The sequence below is a fragment of the Nocardioides lentus genome, assembly GCF_039529515.1.
Lineage (GTDB): Bacteria > Actinomycetota > Actinomycetes > Propionibacteriales > Nocardioidaceae > Nocardioides > Nocardioides lentus.
The window spans coordinates 530,237-550,072 of sequence record NZ_BAAAMY010000004.1 but is presented as its reverse complement, the minus strand read 5'-3'; the positions used below and the strand labels follow the sequence as shown (position 1 = coordinate 550,072).

Genomic DNA, 19,836 nt, shown 5'->3' with positions numbered 1-19,836 from the left:
GCGGCACGCCTGGGCCCCATCGTATCGGGGCTTCACAGGAAACAACGAGGAACGGGGGCCCGGTGTTCCCGGTGGCGGGCGTCGTCAGGCGTCGCCGCGGGGCGGCTCCGGCGGGAACGGCATGTCGACGTCGAGGGCCTCGTGGAGCTCGCCGACGACGTCCGCCAGACCCTCGACCAGCCCCGCGAGCCGGGTCGGCGACATGCCGCCGAACAGGCGCGCGGCCAGCCCGTCGTACTCGGCGGCCATGGCGGCGAGCTCCGAGGTGCCACGGGCGGTGGGGGTGACCAGCACCGCCCGGCCGTCGGCCGGGTGCGCCTCGCGGGTCACGAAGCCCGTCTCGACCAGGGCGTCGACGAGGCCGGTGACGTTGCGCGCGCTCACGCCGAGCTCGTCGGCCAGGGCCCGCTGCGTCTGCGGGCCCTGCTCGCCGAGGATCCACAGCAGGCTGGCGCGCGCCTGGGTGAGGCCGCGGGCGGGCAGGCCGCGGGCCATGTCCGCGCTCAGCAGGGTGGTCACCTGGAGCAGCAGGCCGAGGCCGTCGCGCCCGAGGGTCTCGGGGTCGTCGTGGGCTCCGGTCGTCACGCGGCGGAGTGTAGGGCCGCCACCCGTCTCCGGCGGAGCGGTCGGCCACGGAGCGGGACGGGACCGGACGGGTGCCCCCGCTGGGACTCGAACCCAGAACTGGTCGCTTTTAAGGCGACTCCCTCTGCCGGTTGGGGCACGGGGGCGTGGCTGCACGGTAGGGCTGCACGGTAGGGCTGCACCGGAGGGCCGCACCGCAGGGCGGCCCGGGACGGTGGGGCTCCACGGTCTCACTGACGACCGCGGCCCCGCCGGACGAGGCAGACCGCGAGGACGGCGAGGACCAGCGTCCAGGCGCCCAGGTTGGCCAGCGGCAGCCACAGCGGGTCCCCCGTGCTGCTGCCGGCGCCGCCGGTGTCCGGGACGGCGCCGCCGGTGATCGGGTAGCGCGCGAGCGCGACGTAGCCGTAGAGGGGGGTGAAGCGGGCGATGTCCAGGAGGACCCCCGACAGCGGCACGAAGATGTTGCCGAGGAAGCCGAGCACCACGACGATCCCGCCGGTGGCGCCCACCGCGCCCTCGGTGCGCAGGGCCAGGCCGACCACCAGGCCCAGGAGCGCGAACACCCAGGCGCCGGCCAGCACTCCGAGGAGGCTGAGCACCCACGCCCGGGGCGTCCCCTCGGCCCCGGTGAGCAGGCCGAGCACGGTGATGAGGCCGACCGGAACGACGGCGACCAGCACCGCCAGGGTCGCCTTGACCGCCACGAACCCGCTGTCGCGCAGCGGGGTGAGCCCGAGCTGTCGGCCCCAGCCCTGCATCCGCTCGACCGCCGCGGACCCGCCCACGCCCGTCGTGGCGGTCACCGCGCCGTACGCCGCCATGGACACGAGGATCAGCAGGGACACGTTGCCGTCGCCGGCGGACCGGTCGCCGACGTCCTGGGTGGCCCCGAAGATCAGGTAGAAGAACGCCGGGAGGACGGCCACGAAGAACAGGTTCACGCGGTCGCGGGCGAAGCGCCGCAGCTCCAGGCGCAGGTACGTCGTGTTCACCGCGCCTCCCCCTCGGTCAGGGTCGCGAACGCGTCGTCGAGGGAGCCCGCGACGACCTCGAGGCCGGTGGCCCCGAGGTCGACGAGCAGGGCCCGGGCGACGGCGTCGGAGTCGGGGGCGCTGACCCGCAGCCGGCTGCCCTCGACGACGACGCCGACGACCCCGGGCAGCCGTCGGACCGCCGTGACCAGGCGGTCGCCCCGGCCGGTGTCCGCGGGGAGGTCGACGCTGACGCTCCGGCCGGCGACGCGGCTGCGGACCTCGTCGACGGAGCCGTCGGCGACGACCCGACCTCCCGCCACCACGACGATCCGGTCCGCGGACGTGCCGGCCTCGGCGAGGTAGTGGGTGGCGAACACGACCGTGCGTCCGCGCGCCGCCTCGGCGTGCATGGCGGCCCAGAAGTCGCGGCGCGCCGTCACGTCCATGCCGGCCGTCGGCTCGTCGAGGACCAGCAGGTCGGGGTCCGGCACGAGCGCCAGCGCGAAGCGCAGCCGCTGCTGCTCGCCGCCCGAGCACCTCGAGACCAGCCGGCCCGCGAGGTGGGCGACGCCCGCGCGGACGAGGACGTCGTCGACGACGTCGGCCCCGCCCCGCCCGTCGTACGTCGAGGCGACCAGCCGCACCGTCTCGGCGACGGTGAGGTCGCGCAGCAGGCCGCCGGTCTGCAGCACCGCGGCGACCCGGCCGGCCGTCACCGCCTCCCGCGGGCGCCGCCCGAAGACCCGGGCGGTGCCGGCACTGGGCTCGGTCAGCCCGAGCACGACGTCCAGGGTGGTGGTCTTGCCGGCGCCGTTGGGGCCGAGCAGGGCCACCACCTCCCCGGCGTCGACGCGCAGGTCGACGCCGCGCACGGCCCGGACCTCACCGTCCTTCGTGCGGAATGTCTTCTCCAGCCCGACCAGCTCGATCGCGGCTCCCGCTGCCCCGTCCATCCCCCGATGCTGCACCCTCCGCGCCCGACGCGTCGCCTACAGCGAGGCGGCGCGGGTCAGGACCGCGTCGAGCATCGGCTCGGTGAGGCGGCCGGTGAAGGTGTTCTGCTGGCTGGGGTGGAAGCAGCCGAGGAGCGTGACGTCGCTGCGGCCGGAGCCGGCGGGGGCCGCCAGGACGACCTCCGCCCCGTGGCCGAAGCGGGGTCGGGGGCGGGGCACGTCGTGGCCGAGGTCGGCGAGGGTGCGCAGGGCGACGCCCCACCCGAACGCCCCGAGCGCGACGACGGCGCGCACCGACGTGAGCAGCCGCATCTCCGCCGCGATCCACGGCGCGCACGTGTCGCGCTCGGCGGGGGTGGGCTTGTTGGCCGGCGGCGCACAGCGCACGCCCATCGTCATCCGGGCGCCGAGCAGCTCCTGGCCGTCGCCGGCGTGGACGCTGGTGGACCGGCGGGCCAGCCCGACGCGGTGCATCGAGGCGTGCAGCCAGTCGGCGGAGCGGTCGCCGGTGAAGATCCGGCCGGTCCGGTTGCCGCCCTGGGCGGCCGGGGCCAGCCCGACGACGACGACCCGGGCGTCGACGGGGCCCATCCCGCTGGCCGGTCGGCCCCAGTACGGCTCCTGCGCGTACGACGCCCGCTTGGTGACGGCGACCTCCTCGCGCCAGGCGACGAGGCGCGGACAGGCGCGGCACACGGTGGACGCGGCGTCGAGGGCCGCGAGGTCGCCGGCCCGCTGGGCGGCCGCGGCCACCCGCCGCACGGCGGCGGGGGTGCGGGCCACGGGGGTGTCGGGCCCGGCGCCGTCACCGGGCCAGCCGGTGCCGGGCGGGACCGGCGAGACGAACCGCTCCCCCGTGAGCGGGTGCGGGAGCGGCTCGTCCGCGGTGGCGCTCAGGAGACCGGCGGGGGCCCGGCCGGAGGCTGCTGCTCGGCGGTCTCCTGGGCCTTGTCCTTCGCGGCGTCGGCGGCCTCCGCGGTCTTGTCCGCGGCCGTGCCGGCGGCGTCGGAGACGGCGTCGGCGGCCTGGGCCACGTGGCCCTCGACCTTGTCGGACAGCGAGGAGTCGCTGCGGCGGGTGGCGTCGGCGGCCTCGGAGGCCGCCGACTGCGCGGCCCCGGCGGCCTGGGCCGCGGCGTCCTTCACCGTGTCCGCGACGACCGGGGCGTGCTCCTTGACGGCCTCGGTGGCCTGCTCCGCGGCGCGCTGCACCTGCGGGTTGTTGCGGACCTTCCCGGCCGCGGCCACGATCTCGTCGTAGCGGTCGCGGCCGGCCTTGGCGCCCAGCACGTAGCCGGCGCCGAAGGCGGCCAGCAGGGTCAGCTTGCTCATTCGTCGTACCTCTCGTCGTGGTGCTCTGGAGAGTAGGGGATGGGTGGTGCCGGTGCCGCTGGGGCGGTGAGGAGCGAGTACCCGATGCCGTCGAGGACATCGGCCACCGAGGCCACGAACCTCGCGGCCCCGGTCCGCGCCAGCACCCGGGAGAGGACCAGCCCGCCCGCGGGCAGCACGTCGGCCCGGCCGGGGTCGACCCATCCGGTCGCCACCCGGGCCGCGGTGGGCATCGCGGTCAGCTCGCCGACCAGGCGCGTCACGTCGGCGGGTGCCAGCACCGCCTGGTCGACGGCGGCGAGCTCGCGGGCGCCGGTGAGGCCGGCCGCCAGGGTCAGGGCGGTCCCGGCGACCCCGACGACGGTCGCGACCGCGGCCAGGTCGACCCCGGCGGCGACGGCGCCGTCCAGCGCGGCGTCGACGTCGGCGGTGGCCGCGGCGACCTCGTCCGGCCCGGGCGGGTCCCCGTGCAGGTGGCGCTCGGTGAGGCGCACGGCGCCCACGTCCATGCTGTGCGCGGCGCCCGGCGCGGGGTCCCCGGGGGCGCCGAGCGCCAGCTCGGTGGAGCCGCCGCCGACGTCGACGACGAGCAGCGGTGCCCCGACGTCGGCCCGCAGCCCCCGCACCGCGCCGGCGTAGGTGAGGGCCGCCTCCTGGGCGCCGGTCAGCACCTCGGGGTCCGTCCCGACCCGGGCTCGGACGCCGACGGCGAAGGCCTCGCGGTCCGCCGAGTCCCGCACCGCGGACGTCGCGCAGCAGCGGACCGCCCGCACGTCGAGCCCCGCCAGCATCCCGGCGTACGCGTCGAGGGCGGCGAACGCCCGCTCGAGCGCCGCCGGCGCGAGGTGCCCCGAGGCGTCGACGCCCTCACCGAGGCGGACGATGCGACTCTCGCGCCGCAGCACCCGGCCGTCGTCGGCGAGGACCAGCAACCGCAGCGTGTTGGTGCCGCAGTCGATCGCCGCGACGCTCACGCGCCGGCGGCCTCGCCGGCCGCGTCGTCGACGGCGACGCAGGGGCCGGCGGCCCACCACTCCCCCAGCCGCTCCACGGTCTCGTCGCCCAGCGGGTTCACGCCCGGTCCCTGCGCCAGCGACTGCGCGGCCAACGCGTGCAGGCACTTCACCCGGCTGGGCATGCCCCCCGCCGAGACGCCGGCGATCTCGGGGACCTCGCCGACCTCGGCCTCGATCTCGGCCCGCGCGGCGAGGTAGCGCTCGTGCGCGGAGGCGTACGCCGCGGCGAGCTCCGGGTCCTCGCCGAGGCGCTGCTGCATCCCGGCCATCACCCCGGTGCCCTCCAGCGTGCCGATGAGGGACGCCACGCGCGGGCAGGTCAGGTAGTACGTCGTGGGGAAGGGCGTGCCGTCGCCGAGGCGGGGCTCGGTGGTGACGACGTCGGGCAGCCCGCAGCCGCAGCGGTGCCCCACGGCGTGCACGCCGCGCGGCGGCCGGCCGAGCTGGCGGCGGACGGCGGCCAGGTCGGCGGGGTCGGGAGCGGTCACCGGCCCGAGCCCCCGGAGCCCTTCCGGCCGGCGGACGGCGCCGGGCCGATCCGCTCGGCGGGCTGCTCCTTCTCGGCGACCTGCGGCGGCCGGGCGGCGAGCTCGACGGACTCCCAGGTCGACTCCCACCAGGCGGTGGGCTGCTCGCGCGGCACGTCCTGCGCGGGCAGCGTGCCGCCTGCGCCGAGCGGCTCGCCGTCCTCGTCGAGGACCTGGTAGCCCGTCTCGCCGGGCAGCAGGTAGCCGAGGCGCTCGCGGGCCTGGCTGCGCAGGTACGCCGGGTCGTCCCAGCGGCGCTGCTCGCGCTCGAGGGCGTCGATGGACTCGCGACGCTCCACGATCTCGGCCTTCACGTCACCGATGTGCTCGCGCTGCACGAGGTAGGCCCGCAGCGAGCTGGCGTAGGACACGAGGAGCACCGCGAGGACCAGCACCAGGATCATCCCGCGCCCGGTGAGCCGCGGGCGCGGCGCGGACCCCCGGGGGGTCCTCCCGGGGGTCGCGGGGCGCGGGGTGCCGGCCACGGGTCGCTCAGGCCGTCGCGCGCGGGAACGCCGCGGCGCCGGCGTACCGCGCGGCGTCGTCGAGCTCGGCCTCGATGCGGAGCAGCTGGTTGTACTTCGCGACCCGGTCGGAGCGGGCGGGCGCCCCGGACTTGATCTGGCCGCAGTTCGTGGCCACCGCGAGGTCGGCGATGGTGGTGTCCTCGGTCTCGCCGGAGCGGTGGCTCATCATGCAGCGGTAGCCGGACCGGTGGGCGAGGTCGACCGCGTCGAGGGTCTCGCTGAGCGAGCCGATCTGGTTGACCTTCACCAGCAGCGCGTTGGCCTGTCCGCCCTCGATGCCGCGGCGCAGGCGCTCGGGGTTGGTGACGAAGAGGTCGTCACCGACGATCTGGACCTTCGAGCCCAGGAGGTCGGTGATGGCCTTCCAGCCCTCCCAGTCGTCCTCGTCGAGCGGGTCCTCGATGGAGACGATGGGGTAGGCCGCGGCGAGCTCGGCGTAGTACTCGGTCATCTGGTCCGCGGAGCGCTTCTTGCCCTCGAAGGTGTACTTGCCCTTCTCGCAGAACTCGGTCGCGGCGACGTCGAGCGCCAGCGCGACGTCGGTGCCGAGCGTGAGGCCCGCGGCCTTCACGGCGTCGGCGATCAGGTCGAGCGCGGCGCGGTTGGACTTCAGGTCGGGGGCGAAGCCGCCCTCGTCGCCGACGCCGGTGGCGAGGCCCTTCTTCTTCAGCACCGACTTCAGGGCGTGGTACACCTCGGCGCCCTGCTGGACGGCCTCGGAGAACGACGCGGCGCCGACGGGCGCGATCATGAACTCCTGGACGTCGACGTTGGTGTCGGCGTGGGCGCCGCCGTTGAGGATGTTCATCATCGGCACCGGCAGCACGTGGGCGTTGGGCCCGCCGACGTAGCGGTAGAGGGGCAGCTGCGCCGACTCGGCGGCCGCCTTCGCGACGGCGAGCGAGACGCCGAGGATGGCGTTCGCGCCGTACGTCGCCTTGTTGGGCGTCGCGTCGAGCTGGATCATCGCCTGGTCGACCAGGCGCTGGTCGTCGGCCTCGAGGCCCTCGACCGCGGCGGCGAGGGTCTCGTTGACGCCCTCGACGGCCTGACGGACGCCCTTGCCGAGGTAGCGGTCGCCGCCGTCGCGCAGCTCCACCGCCTCGAACGCCCCGGTCGACGCGCCGCTCGGGACCGCCGCGCGGCCGAACGCGCCGTCGTCGAGCTGCACCTCGACCTCGACGGTGGGGTTGCCGCGCGAGTCGAGGATCTCGCGGGCTCCGACGGCTGCGATCGAGGCCACGTGCTGCTCCTGGGGGTCGGGATGGGCGCCGACGTCCGGGGGCCCGGACGGGCGCCGTCAGCCTAACGGCGTCCGCACCCACCACGGCGCACCCCGCGCCCGGGCGCCGACGACGTCCCCCGTCGTCGAGACCACCCCACACACCGACGGAGGTCTCGACCGACGCTCCTCGCCCAGGGGCTCGTCACTGCTCGACCACCGGAGCGTGACCACGGGGGCTGGTCGGCCGCGTCCGTCGCGGGACGTGGAACGGGGCGGGCCGGTGCGCGGGGTGCGCACCGGACCGCCCCGGTCCGGGTGGTGCCAGGTGGTGCCGGGTGGTGCCGGGTCAGCCGCGACGGACCCGGAGGACCTCCACGTCGCTCGCGGCGCGGGTGGTGGTCTCGGTGGGCAGGACCACCGCACGGATGCGGTGCTGGCCGGCCGGCTGCTTCGGGAAGCCGATCAGGAACGAGCCGTCCCGGTTGACCGTGCGGGTCGTGACGACCTTGCCGGCCTTGCGGATCTGCAGCGTGACCTGCTCGACGTCGGCGTCACCGAGGTCGAGCTCGACGCGGGCCCGCGGCTGCTGGCCCACGACGATCGGGTTGCGCGCCAGGGTCATGTCGATCTCCGGCGTGGTCGGCTCGACCGGGGGCTCCGGGTCGGTCGGGGGCTGGACGCCCTCGACCGAGTCGGCACCCCAGAGCAGGCCGTGGCCGAGCTGGCTGTACGCGCCCTTGGTGTAGGTGCGGTAGGTCGGCAGGGTGCCGAACACCAGCGCGTTCGCGCCCTCGGCCGTGCTGCCCGAGACGACCGACGCCTGGCCACCGGCCTCCGCGGCCGGGCGGCCACGGGTGGCGTTCCAGTGACCGGCGACGAGGGGGTTGCCCTCGGCGTACCGGGCCTCGGCGGTGGTGCCCTCACCGAGGGCCGTGAACCACGTGGCCGGCGCGACGAACGCGTAGGGCTGGGCCACGGGCTCGAGGAGGCTGCCCTCGGGGGTGTCGATGTCGACGATGCCCGTGCCGGCGCCGCTGCCGGCGACCGGCGTCGCGCTGAGCAGCCCGAAGGTGTTGGCGAAGTTCACGGCGTTGGTGCCGCGGCCCGCCATGCCCTTGCCGTCGGCCAGGTAGGCCCGCACGGCGTCGATCCCGGCCTGCTGGGTCGCGGGGTTGAAGGAGAGCGACCCGCCCAGGTACATCACGTCGATGGTGTCGAGGTCGATGGACCCGTCCGTGATGCCGGCCGTCGTGAGCAGCGTCAGGCTGTCGAAGCCCATCTCGCCGAGCGCCAGGCGGTCGTCGGCGGTGCCGGTGTAGCCGACCGTCAGGTCGTCGAGACCCTTCGCGCCCTCGGTGTCGAGGACGGCCGGGTCGACGGCGGTGAAGGCGACGTCGTGCTCGGCGGCCGCGGCCGAGGCGGCGGCGTAGGACGCGGCGTCGTCACCGAGCACCGCGACCCCGCTGGGCAGCCAGGTCACGGGGACGTCGGCGGCCAGCACGTCGTTGAGCGCCCGCAGCTCGGCGCCGCCGAGCAGCTCGAGGCCCAGGTACTCGCCGGTCGGCGGGGTCGACCCCACCGGCGCGGACTCCGTGACGGCCTCGACGGCCACCGGGAGGTCGGCGTCGGTCGTCGAGCCGACCGGGGCGGTGGTGGCGCCCCAGATCAGGCCCGGCGCCCAGGCGGAGACGTCGTACATGTCGGCGACGCGGTCGGAGATGTCCGTGCCGGCGTCGAGCAGCGCGTTCGCGAGCCCCCGCATCGGCTGGTGCATGTCGACCACGTAGGAGCCGGCGGCGTACGTCGTGCCGTCGACGGTGAACTCCGAGGTCGCGCGCGACACCTCGACGTCGTGGGCGAGGAGGAAGTCGACCAGCGCGGCCGCGTCGGACTCCGAGCGCTGCGTGGCGCCCGTGCCGATGACGTAGGCGCGCGGCAGGTCCGCGGCGTAGGCCTCGCCCCCGTCGGCGTCCCACTCGGACTGCCACTGCGTGGGCCCGGGCACGGTCGTGGGGTCGAGGATCGGCTCGATCGGCTCGCCCGCCGCCCCGCGGCGGAAGGTCTCGATCTGGTTGTCGAGCAGCGCGTCGGCGTTGGCCTCGAAGTAGTCGACGGTGGTGTCCATGACCACCGCGCCGACCTCCTTGTTGATGCGCGTGCGCTCGGGCTGGCTGACGCCCACCGGCGCCGTGCCGCGGCCCAGGGGCAGCTCGACGGTGCTGGAGACGGCGCCCTGGAAGGCGACGTACTGCGCGGTGAAGATCGGCGGCCAGTCGTCCCAGCCGGACGGGATGTCGCGGTAGGGGATCAGGATGCCGCCGGCCGGCGTCAGCGGGTTGCCCGCAATGTTCGCGTCGACCACGGCGTCCTCGATCGCGAGCGCCGACTCGTAGGCGTGCGGGATGAAGAGGTCGTAGTCGTAGTTCTCCCCGTGCGGCGGGCCCGTGGGCTCGACCTGGAGGTTGCCGGTGTAGCCGTGGAGGTCCGAGAAGAACAGCGGCTGGATGTCGTCGGTGAGGTCCCGGATGATCGTCGTCTCGGGCGTGGTGTTGGTGATGAAGTCACGGTTGGGGTCGAGACCCAGCGCGGTGGCGCGCACGCCGTTGACGCGACCGTCGGGGTTGTTGGTGACCGTGAAGTACATGCGGCTGCCGCGCAGCATGTCGAGCGCCGCGGAGTCGCCGGCCTCGTAGTCGGCGACCACCCGGTCGATGTAGTCGAGCGTCATGTCGGCGCCCTCCCACTCGTTGCCGTGGATGTTGCCGTTGAACCAGATCGGCATCTTGTAGCCGGCCTGGAGCGCCGTGTCCGTGGCCGCCGCGGCGGCGTCGTCCTTGATCGCCTCGCGCCACGCCGTCTGCTGCGCGGTCTGCTCCTCGGTCTCCGGCGCGGTGAGCGTCACCAGGTAGATGTCGCGGCCCTGGGTCGACTGGCCCACGACCTGGGTCGACACCGCGTCCGTGCGGCGCATGACCCGCTGCAGGCGCGGCGCGATCTCGTCGTAGGGGAAGGCGCCGCGCGCGATCGAGGCGTCGGCCGGGTTGTCGGGGAACACCTTCAGCCGGGGCTGGAAGGGGTAGCTCGCGGGCGGCGCCGGCACGGCGGACTCGGCGGCGAGCTTGCGTGCGGTCACCTCCGGCGAGGTCTGCACGGCGCGCGCGGGGGCGGGCGCGGCGCTGCGGGCGTCGGGCGCGCGGACGCCGTCCTCCGGGGCTGCGCCGGCGCTGGTGGCGCCGGCGATGAGGGTGCCGGTGAGGAGCAGCGCGAGGCTGCCGCCCGCCAGTGGCTTGATACGGCTCACAGGGTTGGTTCCTCTCGGGTGGGTGAGTGGATCTTTGCGGAACCTGTGCCGTGGCGGGTCGCAGTTCGATAACGCTTTCGTCCGGGTCCCGACCGCGCCTGTTCACCGAGCGGTCATCGCCCGCGGGGGGCCGTCGACACCTCGCGCCGACACGATCCCGGCCATGCCCACGCCCCGAGCCCTCCCCTCCCTCCCGAGCCGCCGACGCGGTGGCCCGGCCGCGGCGGCCGTCGCCGGTCTCGCGCTCGTCCTGAGCACGACCGCCACGGCCGGCTCCGCCCCGTCGTACCCCGACCCCGGCCCGGGCGACGTCCCCCGCACCGCCGAGCAGCGGGCCGACGCGCGCGCCGCCGGGCAGGTCGGCTTCGAGCGCACCGCGACGTACCCGGTGTTCCGCAACGTGCCGGAGGGCGTCGACCCGGACGCCGAGACCGTCGCGGAGATCTCCGACGTGACCGACGACGGCACCACGGTGGTCTACACCGACGCCGCCGGGCAGCGGATCGGGTTCCTCGACATCACCGACCCCGCCGCCCCCGTCGGCGACGGCAGCATCGACCTCACCGGTCTCGGCGCCGACACCGACTCCCCCACCTCGGTGGCCGTCGTCGGCGACCACGTGCTCGTCGTCGTCGACACCACGACCGACCTCGACGCCCCCTCCGGACGGCTCGACGTCGTCGCGCTGGAGGGCCGCGAGCGGGTCGCGAGCCTCGACCTCGGCGGCCAGCCCGACTCGATCGCCGTCGACGAGGCGTCTGACACCGCCGTCGTCGCGATGGAGAACCAGCGCGACGAGGAGGGCACGCCCGACGGTGGCGGGGAGGAGGGCGACCTGCCCCAGGCCCCGCCCGGGTCGATCCAGACCATCGACCTCTCCGCCGCCGACCCCGCCGACTGGACCGCGACCGACGTGCCCCTCGTCGACGGCACCGGCGCCCCGCTGCCGGTGATCGCCGAGGCCGGGCTGTACGCGCCGAGCGACCCCGAGCCCGAGTACGTCGACATCGCCGACGGCGTCGCCGCCGTCAGCCTGCAGGAGAACAACGGCGTCGTCCTGCTCGACCTCGCCACCCGCGAGGTCACCGGCGCCTTCTCCACGGGCGAGGCGACCGTCCCCGGCATCGACGTCGCCGACGACGGCGTGATCGACCAGACCGGCTCGATCACCGAGGAGCGCGAGCCCGACGCCGTCCAGTGGGTCGGCGACGGCCTGCTCGCCACCGCCAACGAGGGCGACCTGCGCGGCGGGTCGCGCGGCTGGACCGTCTTCGACGCCGCCACCGGCGACGTCGTCTGGGACGCGGGCAACTCCTTCGAGCGGATCGCCGTGCGCTACGGCCTGCACAACGAGGCCCGCGCCGACAACAAGGGCAGCGAGCCCGAGGGCATGGCCTTCGACGTCTACGACGGGGTCCCCTACGTGTTCGTCGGCTCCGAGCGGTCCAACGTCGTCGCGACCTACGACATGACGGACCCCCGGACCCCGCGCCTCGTCGCGGTGCTGCCCACCACCAACGGTCCCGAGGGCCTGCTGCCGGTGCCCGACCGCGACCTGATGGTCGTCTCCTCCGAGACCGACGACGCCGAGGCCGGCGTCCGCGCCACCGTCGGGGTCTACGAGCGTGGGGAGGGCCCCTCGCGCTTCCCGAGCATCGTGTCCGGGTTCACCGGTCCCGCCCCCGCGGACCCGCCCGTCGGCTGGGGCGCCCTGAGCGGCCTCACCGCCGACCCCGACGAGCCGGGGACGGCCTACGCGATCAGCGACTCGGCCTACACCGAGGGGCGGATCTACACGGTCCGCACCGACGTGTCCCCCGCGCTGATCACCGACCTCGACGTCGTCACCGAGGACGGTCAGGCGCCCGCGCTCGACCTGGAGGGCATCGCGGCCCGGCCGCGGGGCGGCTTCTGGCTGGCCTCGGAGGGCGCGACCGGGCCCGGGAACCAGCTGCTCCGGGTCGACGACGACGGCGTCGTGCAGGAGCGTGTCTCCCTGCCCGCCACGATCGGCGCCCGCCTCGGCAGCCGGGGCCTCGAGGGCGTGACGGTCGTCGGGACCGGCGACGAGGAGACCCTGTACGTCGCGCTGCAGAGCCCGCTGACCGGTGAGACGCAGGCCCGGATCGGCCGCTACGACGTCGCCGCGCGGAGCTGGACCTGGTACGGCTACGACCTCGAGGCCCCCGCCGCCGAGGGCTCCCGCGTCGGCCTCAGCGAGGTGGTCGCCCTCGACGACGACAGCCTCGCCGTCATCGAGCGCGACGACCTGGTCGGCGCCGCCGCCGACGACGCCCCCGCCGTCAAGCGGGTCTACGCCGTCGACGTCCCCGCGGGCGCCGGCGACGGGTCCGACGCCGTCACGGCCACGCTGACCAAGCGACTCGCCGCGGACGTGCTCCCCGTGCTGCAGGAGCCGCGCGGCTGGACCCAGGAGAAGCTCGAGGGCCTCGCCGTCGTCGACGGCCGCGTGCTCGCGGTGACCGACAACGACGGGCTCGACGACGCCACCGGCGAGACCGTGCTCAGCGACCTGGGCGCCGCCCGCGACGTCTTCGCCGACGAGCTCGCGACCACCACCGTCCTGCGCCCCTCGGCGCGGCGGGTGCGGGCCGGCAACACGCTCACCCTGCGGGTCGTCGTCGGCCCGGGCGACGTGGACGGCCCGGTCGTCCTCCGCTCCGGCGGGCGCGTGGTGCGTCGCGGTGAGGTCGTCGACGGGACCGCGATCTTCCGCCTCCCCGGCCAGCGTCCCGGCACCACGACGTACCGCGCCGTGTTCCAGGGCGGCGACGCCGCACCGCGCTCCGCCAGCGAGCCCGTCACCGTGACCGTCTTCCGTCCGCGCGGCTGACGTCACCGGGCCGCCGGGCCCGAGCCGGGGAGTCCACCGGCTCGGGTCCGGCGGCTCGGGTCCGGCGGCCCTCTCCGCGTGCGCGAGGATGGGACCGTGAGCGAGGCACCGCGGCGGCTGCCGCACCGCGTGTACGACGACGGGGTCGACCCCGACGTCCGGTTCTCGCTGGCCAACGAGCGGACCTACCTGGCGTGGGTCCGCACGGGCATGGCGCTGATCGCCGGCGCCGTCGCGGTCCACTCCCCCGTGCTCGAGCTCGGTCGGGTGACGGGCACCCTGCTCTCGCTGTGGCTCCTGGTGCTCGCCGCGACGTGCGTCGCCCAGGGCTGGTGGCGCTGGCACCGCACCGAGCGGGCCCTGCGGACGACGGGCCACCTGCCGGGGTTCGGCGGGGGGCTCGCGTTCGGCATCGGGGTGGCGTCGCTGATCGTCGGCGTCACCGTGACCGTCCTGCTCTCGCTCTGAGCCGACCTCAGCCGGTGCGGAGGCGCCGGACCCGGGTCGCGAGAGCCGGCCACCCGGTGGTGTCGAGACGCACCTCGCCGGCCCGGGAGCCGTCGACCCAGCGCAGCCGGACGAGGAGCTCGTGCTCCGGGTGGCGCGGGAGCCACCAGCTGTCCTCGGTCCTGCCGCCCGACGACCCGCCCCCCGTGTGCAGCAGGCGGACCGGCAGCCCCCGACCGGTGGTGTCGGTGTCGGGGCGGGTCTGGGGTCCGTGCCCGGCCGCCTCGAAGTCGACGACGAAGTCGACCTCCACGTCGACCTCGTCCTCCGGGTACCAGCGCGACAGCGCCACCAGGTCGTGCCGGTCGTCGGCCGGTCCACGCCGGTGCGCGAGGTGCACGACGACCAGGGCACCCGGGTCGTGCAGACGCACCTCGACCCACGCCAGCGCACCGGGCTCGTCGAGGAGGAGCCCGCCGTCGGTGACCACCACGGGCGCCTGGGTGCGCAGCTGCTCCCCGCGTCGCGCGAGCTCGTCGTCGATCACACGCCCATCCTCACCCCGCGCGACCCGGTCCGTCGATCGGCGTCCGGCCGCCGGTCAGCGCCGGCGGGTCGTGGTCCACCGCGGCAGCAGGGCCCGGGGCGAGCGCGCCCGGACGGCGCCCCACCACAGGCCCGCGCCGTACGCCAGGTCGTCGAGGCGGTGGGCCGCCACGTAGCCGACGCGGTCCGTCGTCGCGCCCACCCGGTGCCGGTCGGCCAGGCCCTCCGCGACCGCGGCCACCACGAGGGCCCGGCGCGCGCGACGCGACACGACGCAGGCGGTGAGCGCGAGGGGCCAGTGGTGGCGCAGGGCCAGGCCGGCCGTCTGCTGGGCGGTGGCCAGCAGACCGGAGCCCACCAGGCGGGCCGCGACGCGGTGGGGGTGGACGGCGTGCGGGACCCGGCCGGCCAGGCGGTGCGTGGTCAGGGCCGCGACGCCGAGGGCGACCGGGGCGGACCAGCGACGCTGCGCGAGGACCGCGACGGCCGTCGCGGCCGTCCACGGCGCGAGGACGGCGGGCGCGACGGCGTCGCCGTGGCGGGCGGCGAGCAGCGCCGCGCCGGAGCCGTAGAAGGCCTTGCGCCGCAGCCACGCCACCGGGTCGGTGCGGTGCCGGTGGCCGACGGAGGCGGCGGGCTCGTAGCGGGCGCGCCAGCCGGCGCCCACGCAGCGCCAGACCAGGTCGACGTCCTCGGCCACCCGCATCGCCGTGGCGAACCCGTCGGCGACGGCCGCGGTGCGGGCCAGCAGGCAGGCGCTGGGCAGGTACGACACCGCCCCGCCGGGCCGCACCGCGGCCGGCAGGTCACCGAGGTCCAGCGACGACCGCGCCCGCTCGTACGCCGCGACCCACGGCTCCGGCGCCGGGTGGGCGGGTGGCAGCGCGGTGACGCGCGGCGCGACGAGGCCGACCTGCGGGTCGTCGAGGTGACCGAGCAGCCGCTCGAGCCACTGTGCGCCGGGACCCGGCACGACGTCGGCGTCGCAGAAGCAGACCACCGGGGTGCCCACCGCGAGCAGGCCGGTGTTGCGTGCCGCGGCGGGTCCGGCGTTGACCTCGTGGCGCAGCAGCACCGCTCCCGGCCGGCCCGCGACCACCGCGGCGACGCGCACCGGGTCGGCCGAGGCGTCGTCGACCACGACGACCGCCACCGCAGTGGGCAGCGCCGCGAGGAGCGTCGCGAGCCCGGCGGCGTCCTCGTGCACGGGGACCACCACCGTGACCCCGGCCAGGTCGCGCGGGATCGGGGGGAGGTCGGGGTCGGCCATCCCGGCGTCGAGCAGGGCGCGGGCCAGCCGGGCGTCGGTCGGGTCCCGCACCACCAGCCCCGGGCGAGGACCGTCGGGCAGCCGGCGGGCCGCGGCGGCGGACAGGCGCAGCACGGTGCCCGCGGTCCCCCCGAGCAGCAGCAGCCCGCCGTCGTCGGTCGCCGCGACCCGGGTCCGGCGGGACGCGCGGACCGCGAACCCGGCGGGCAGCGGCGCCGGCGCGGGCCCGCCCGCCGCCCGCTCGGTCCCCCGCTCCGGTGCCAGGGTCACGACGCGGTCCCCGCACGGACCGCCGGGGCCCGGAGCCGCCCGTCGTCGCCCACGTCGACGTCGACCAGCTCGCCCAGGACCCGCTCCACGACGGCGTCGAACGCCTCCCGACCCTCCACCGCGCTCGACCCCGTCGGGTCGCCGAGCACGCCGTTGGGCGAGACCGCCCGCACCCCGCGCGCCCGCAGCTCCGGCATCAGCTCCGCGGCCGGCGTCGTCACGCCCGGCTCGGCCAGGCCGAGCTGCACCGACCAGGGGGCGAGGTGGCGCAGCAGGGACGTCTCGGTCCGCCCGGCGTGGGCGTCGCCGCCCGGGACGCCGCACCCCGTCCAGGCGACCGGTCGCCCCTCGTGGCGGAGCAGCTCGACGGCCCGGCGGACGGCCGCGACGTTGCCACCGTGGCCGTTGACCAGCACCAGGCCCTGCGCCCACCGGCAGGCCGAGCGGCCGATCTCCACCAGCACGGCGTACAGCGCCTCGTGACCGATCGAGACCGTCCCGGGGAAGTCCTCGTGCTCCCCCGACGCCCCGTAGGACAGCGCGGGCGCCACCGTCACCGCCCGCCCCGCGGCCGCGAGCCGCTCGGCGACGACCCGGGAGACCGCCGAGGCGATCATCGTGTCGGTGCCGAGCGGCAGGTGCGGGCCGTGCTGCTCGGTGGAGCCGACCGGCACCAGGACCAGGGTCCCGGCGCCGTCCGGCTCCAGGCCCGGCCACCGTCGCTGCGCCAGCGCGTGGTGCACGTGGCGCGGGGTCGTCACATCCCCGCCACGGGACTCTCGTCGCAGGCGCTCGCGGGCTTGCGCCGCATCAGCGTCAGCGGCACCACCCCGGTGGGGGCGTTGCGGACCGTGCCGGTGTGGGAGTGGTCCTGCGACTGCCCCGGGAGCACGCTGCGGTCGACGGCGGCCAGGGCCTCGGTGCTGTTGCCCTTGACGCACTCGGGGTCCGGCCCGTCCAGCGGCAGGCCCGTGAAGAACTTCGCGGCCATGCACCCGCCCCGGCACGCGTCGTACGCCGAGCACTGCGTGCAGGCTCCCCCGGTCTGCGGGTTGCGCAGGTCGGCGAACAGCTCGGAGTGCTGCCAGACGCCCTGGAACCCGTCGACCTGCGTGCCGCGGGCGTCGGCGTGACCGCGGCGGACGTTGCCGGCCTTGAAGCGGTCGTGGATCGCGAACGGGCAGGCGTAGACGTCGCCGACCGGGTCGACCAGGCAGACCACGCGACCCGCGCCGCACAGGTTGAGCCCGGGCAGCGCGTCACCGTAGGCCGCCAGGTGGAAGAACGAGTCCCCGGTCAGCACCCGGTCGCCGTTGGCGACCAGCCAGTCGTACAGCTCGCGCTGCTGCTCCGGCAGCGGGTGCAGCTCGTCCCATACGTCCGCGCCGCGGCCCGAGGGCCGCAGCCGCGTCAGCCGCAGCTGGGCGCCGTAGGTGTCGGCGATGGCCTTGAACTCGTCGAGCTGGCCGATGTTGTGGCGGGTGCACACGACCGAGAGCTTGAAGTCCGTCATGCCGGCGGCCTGCATGTTGGCCATCGCCCGCAGCGCGGCGTCGTAGGTGCCGGCGCCGCGCACGGCGTCGTTGACCTCCGCGGTGGCGCCGTCCATCGAGATCTGCACGTCGACGTAGTCGGTCGCCGCCAGCTTCGCCGCCCGCTCGGGGGTGATCCGGAAGCCGTTGGTGGAGAACTTCACGCCGACGTGGTGCTCGACGGCGTAGTCGAGCAGCTCCCAGAAGTCGCTGCGCACGGTCGGCTCGCCGCCGCCGATGTTGACGTAGAAGATCTGCATCCGCTCGAAGGTGTCGATCAGCGCCTTGCACTCCTCGGTGCTCAGCTCGTCGGGGTCGCGACGGCCGGAGCTCGACAGGCAGTGCACGCACGAGAGGTTGCAGGCGTAGGTGAGCTCCCAGGTCAGGCAGATCGGGGCGTCCAGGCCGAGCTCGAACTGGTCGACCAGCCGGTTGCGCGCCGGCACCGGTCGCACCGGCAGGACCGGCTCGAGGGCCGCCGGGTCGGCGAGGGCGTCCGGGCGTTCGGGGGCGAGGGTCATGCGGCGCGCTCCTTGATGATGCCCGTGCGGGCGAGGGTGGCCAGGGCCGAGAGGTACGCCGGGCGCTCGGCCGGGACGACCGCGGCGGCGTCGAGGGCGTCGCCCACCGAGCCCGCCCCGGCCAGGCCGCGCACGACGGCGACGAGGGTGGGCGTCTTGAGGAAGCTCAGCTGGCGGGTGTGGAAGTCGTACAGCAGGGCCCCGAAGGGCTCGGGACGCAGCGCGACCGAGTCGCTCAGGCTCCAGGCCTCGGCCTCCCCGATGCGTCGGTCCCGGCCGAGCTGCGTCCCCGCGGTCATCTCAGTAGACCCCGCACATGCCGTCGATGGAGACCTCCTCGACCAGCTCCTCGCTGGTCAGCGCCTCGCCGTCGGTCGCGGTGTGCTCCGGCTCCATGTGCCCTCCTCGCCTCGGCGGCGCCCCGTCGGCCCCGCTCACCGACCACGCTAGGAAGCCCCGGCACCGCCGGCACCGTCCGCCGCGAGGGCCGTACCTGCCCGGTCGGGCAGGTGCGTGCCTGGCTGTGGGGTGCGTTTGTCGATCCCCTCCTACTGCCACGACGCCGCCGCTCCTAGCGTCCGTGAGCAGCACCACCAGCCCCCACCGCGCAGAGTCGCGCAGCCCAGGAGGAGACCCACCCATGCAAGTCGACGAGCTGCTCAAGCCGTTCCCGATCAAGGAGTTCCACCCGTTCCCGCGGGCCCTGATGGGCCCCGGCGCCCACGAGATGATCGGCCCCGAGGCCCTCAAGCTGGGGTTCCGCAAGACGCTGGTCATGACCTCGGGCCTGCGCGGGACCGACATCGTCCACAAGATCGTGGAGTCGATGAAGTACCACGGCCTCGAGGTCGTCGTGTACGACAAGGTCGAGTCCAACCCCAAGGACTACAACGTCATGGACTCGGTGGCGATGTACACCGAGAACCAGTGCGACTCCTTCGTCTCCATCGGCGGCGGCTCCTCCCACGACGCGTGCAAGGGCGCCCGCGTCTCGGTGGCCCACGACGGCCGCAACGTCAACGAGTTCGAGGGCTTCAACATGTCCGAGAACCCGAAGAACCCGCCCCACATCGCGGTCTCCACGACGGCCGGCACCGGGTCGGAGACCTCGTGGGCCTACGTCATCACCGACACCACCACCGACCCCGACAACCCCCACAAGTACGTCGCCTTCGACGACGCCTCGGTGACCACCCTGGCGATCGACGACCCGGTGCTCTACTACGACTGCCCGGTCGACTACACCGCCCAGTGCGGCTTCGACGTGCTCGCGCACGCCTCCGAGCCGTACGTCTCGCGACTCAACTTCGAGCCCAGCCTCGGCAACGCGATCCGCGCCATCAAGCTGACCAGCGAGAACCTGCGCGAGGCCGTCTGGAACGGCCAGGACCTGAAGGGCCGCGAGGGGATGATGTACGCCCAGTACATCGCCGCGCAGGCCTTCAACTCCGGCGGGCTCGGGATCATCCACTCCATCAGCCACGCGGTCTCGGCGTTCTACGACACCCACCACGGACTCAACAACGCGATCGCGCTGCCGCGGGTCTGGGCGTTCAACATGCCGGCCCGCTACAAGGCCTTCGCGGAGATCGCCGTGGCGATGGGCGTCGACGTCGGCGGCATGACGACCGTGCAGGCCGCGGACGCCGCCCTGGCCGCGTCGATCCGCCTGCTGCGCGACGTCGGGATCACGGAGCGCTTCGTGGACGTCACGAAGGACACCTACTCCAAGAACCGTCTCGGCGAGGGTCCGACGAAGTTCTACGAGGACCAGAAGGTGATCACCGGCGACGACGCCGACGTGGACCGCATCACCCACCACGTCCTCGGCGACGCCTGCACGCCGGGCAACGCCAAGGAGTGCACCTTCGAGACCGTCCGCCCCGTGGTCGACCACTGCATGAACGGCGACCTGGACGACCTCCTCACCTGAGCCTCACCGCGCCGCCGGGGG

Annotated in this window: 19 protein-coding genes and 1 tRNA gene; 3 read left to right on the top strand and 17 right to left on the bottom strand. The window is 75.3% G+C overall.

Annotated features, from left to right (window positions below):
* Positions 1 to 84: 84 nt before the first annotated feature.
* The 11 genes from ABD158_RS09370 to ABD158_RS09320 form a co-directional block, all read right to left on the bottom strand.
* The gene (locus tag ABD158_RS09370; RefSeq protein ID WP_344006416.1) at positions 85 to 585 is read right to left on the bottom strand and encodes a MarR family winged helix-turn-helix transcriptional regulator; all 501 of its coding nucleotides are present in this window, start codon (positions 583 to 585) and stop codon (positions 85 to 87) included.
* A 72-nt stretch (positions 586 to 657) separates the two neighbouring features.
* Positions 658 to 731 (bottom strand) — tRNA-Leu (locus ABD158_RS09365).
* An 84-nt stretch (positions 732 to 815) separates the two neighbouring features.
* Positions 816 to 1,580 carry an ABC transporter permease gene (locus ABD158_RS09360; protein ID WP_344006414.1) on the bottom strand — a complete coding sequence of 255 codons (765 nt, stop codon included), beginning with the start codon at positions 1,578 to 1,580 and terminating at the stop codon, positions 816 to 818.
* On the bottom strand, positions 1,577 to 2,515 hold the full coding sequence (locus ABD158_RS09355; RefSeq protein WP_344006412.1) for an ABC transporter ATP-binding protein: 939 nt from the start codon (positions 2,513 to 2,515) through the stop codon (positions 1,577 to 1,579). The genes ABD158_RS09360 and ABD158_RS09355 overlap by 4 nt, the downstream gene beginning before the upstream one ends.
* 36 nt (positions 2,516 to 2,551) lie before the next feature.
* Positions 2,552 to 3,412: a uracil-DNA glycosylase gene (locus tag ABD158_RS09350; RefSeq protein WP_344007010.1), complete on the bottom strand. Its 861-nt coding sequence runs from the start codon at positions 3,410 to 3,412 to the stop codon at positions 2,552 to 2,554.
* A complete protein-coding gene (locus ABD158_RS09345; RefSeq protein WP_344006410.1) occupies positions 3,409 to 3,846 on the bottom strand; it encodes a hypothetical protein in 438 nt (145 codons plus the stop codon). The genes ABD158_RS09350 and ABD158_RS09345 overlap by 4 nt, the downstream gene beginning before the upstream one ends.
* Positions 3,843 to 4,820: a Ppx/GppA phosphatase family protein gene (locus tag ABD158_RS09340; protein ID WP_344006409.1), complete on the bottom strand. Its 978-nt coding sequence runs from the start codon at positions 4,818 to 4,820 to the stop codon at positions 3,843 to 3,845. Before ABD158_RS09340 ends, ABD158_RS09345 begins: the two co-directional genes overlap by 4 nt.
* A complete protein-coding gene (locus ABD158_RS09335; RefSeq protein ID WP_344006407.1) occupies positions 4,817 to 5,350 on the bottom strand; it encodes a DUF501 domain-containing protein in 534 nt (177 codons plus the stop codon). Before ABD158_RS09335 ends, ABD158_RS09340 begins: the two co-directional genes overlap by 4 nt.
* A complete protein-coding gene (locus ABD158_RS09330) occupies positions 5,347 to 5,793 on the bottom strand; it encodes an FtsB family cell division protein (RefSeq protein ID WP_344006405.1) in 447 nt (148 codons plus the stop codon). Before ABD158_RS09330 ends, ABD158_RS09335 begins: the two co-directional genes overlap by 4 nt.
* Before the next feature lie 88 nt (positions 5,794 to 5,881).
* The gene (gene eno, locus ABD158_RS09325; RefSeq protein WP_344006403.1) at positions 5,882 to 7,159 is read right to left on the bottom strand and encodes a phosphopyruvate hydratase; all 1,278 of its coding nucleotides are present in this window, start codon (positions 7,157 to 7,159) and stop codon (positions 5,882 to 5,884) included.
* Between the two features lie 328 nt (positions 7,160 to 7,487).
* A complete protein-coding gene (locus ABD158_RS09320) occupies positions 7,488 to 10,442 on the bottom strand; it encodes a M14 family zinc carboxypeptidase (protein ID WP_344006401.1) in 2,955 nt (984 codons plus the stop codon).
* Between the two features lie 163 nt (positions 10,443 to 10,605).
* Here ABD158_RS09320 and ABD158_RS09315 point away from each other — a divergent pair, with 163 nt between their 5' ends.
* Together ABD158_RS09315 and ABD158_RS09310 are read left to right on the top strand one after the other, a co-directional pair.
* Entirely contained in the window at positions 10,606 to 13,296 is a 2,691-nt protein-coding gene (locus ABD158_RS09315) for an esterase-like activity of phytase family protein (RefSeq protein ID WP_344006399.1), read from the top strand.
* A gap of 96 nt (positions 13,297 to 13,392) precedes the next feature.
* The gene (locus ABD158_RS09310; RefSeq protein WP_344006397.1) at positions 13,393 to 13,764 is read left to right on the top strand and encodes a YidH family protein; all 372 of its coding nucleotides are present in this window, start codon (positions 13,393 to 13,395) and stop codon (positions 13,762 to 13,764) included.
* Positions 13,765 to 13,771: 7 nt separating this feature from the next.
* Here ABD158_RS09310 and ABD158_RS09305 read toward each other — a convergent pair whose 3' ends face one another.
* The 6 genes from ABD158_RS09305 to mftA are packed head-to-tail and all read right to left on the bottom strand — an operon-like array spanning position 13,772 to position 18,278.
* Positions 13,772 to 14,290, bottom strand: coding sequence for a hypothetical protein (locus tag ABD158_RS09305; protein ID WP_344006395.1), 519 nt, complete (start codon positions 14,288 to 14,290; stop codon positions 13,772 to 13,774).
* Between the two features lie 54 nt (positions 14,291 to 14,344).
* Positions 14,345 to 15,829 (bottom strand): mycofactocin biosynthesis glycosyltransferase MftF, encoded by a 1,485-nt coding sequence (gene mftF, locus ABD158_RS09300; RefSeq protein ID WP_344006394.1) that lies wholly within the window; start codon positions 15,827 to 15,829, stop codon positions 14,345 to 14,347.
* Positions 15,826 to 16,590: a mycofactocin biosynthesis peptidyl-dipeptidase MftE gene (mftE, locus tag ABD158_RS09295; RefSeq protein WP_344006392.1), complete on the bottom strand. Its 765-nt coding sequence runs from the start codon at positions 16,588 to 16,590 to the stop codon at positions 15,826 to 15,828. The genes mftF and mftE overlap by 4 nt, the downstream gene beginning before the upstream one ends.
* The gene (gene mftC / locus ABD158_RS09290; RefSeq protein ID WP_344006390.1) at positions 16,587 to 17,882 is read right to left on the bottom strand and encodes a mycofactocin radical SAM maturase; all 1,296 of its coding nucleotides are present in this window, start codon (positions 17,880 to 17,882) and stop codon (positions 16,587 to 16,589) included. Before mftC ends, mftE begins: the two co-directional genes overlap by 4 nt.
* A complete protein-coding gene (gene mftB / locus ABD158_RS09285; RefSeq protein ID WP_344006388.1) occupies positions 17,879 to 18,181 on the bottom strand; it encodes a mycofactocin biosynthesis chaperone MftB in 303 nt (100 codons plus the stop codon). Before mftB ends, mftC begins: the two co-directional genes overlap by 4 nt.
* A 1-nt stretch (position 18,182) precedes the next feature.
* A complete protein-coding gene (gene mftA, locus ABD158_RS09280; protein WP_344006386.1) occupies positions 18,183 to 18,278 on the bottom strand; it encodes a mycofactocin precursor MftA in 96 nt (31 codons plus the stop codon).
* A gap of 244 nt (positions 18,279 to 18,522) precedes the next feature.
* On the opposite strand from mftA, the gene mdo reads away from it, so the two are divergent.
* On the top strand, positions 18,523 to 19,815 hold the full coding sequence (mdo, locus tag ABD158_RS09275) for an NDMA-dependent methanol dehydrogenase (protein WP_344006384.1): 1,293 nt from the start codon (positions 18,523 to 18,525) through the stop codon (positions 19,813 to 19,815).
* The last annotated feature ends 21 nt before the right edge of the window (positions 19,816 to 19,836 follow it).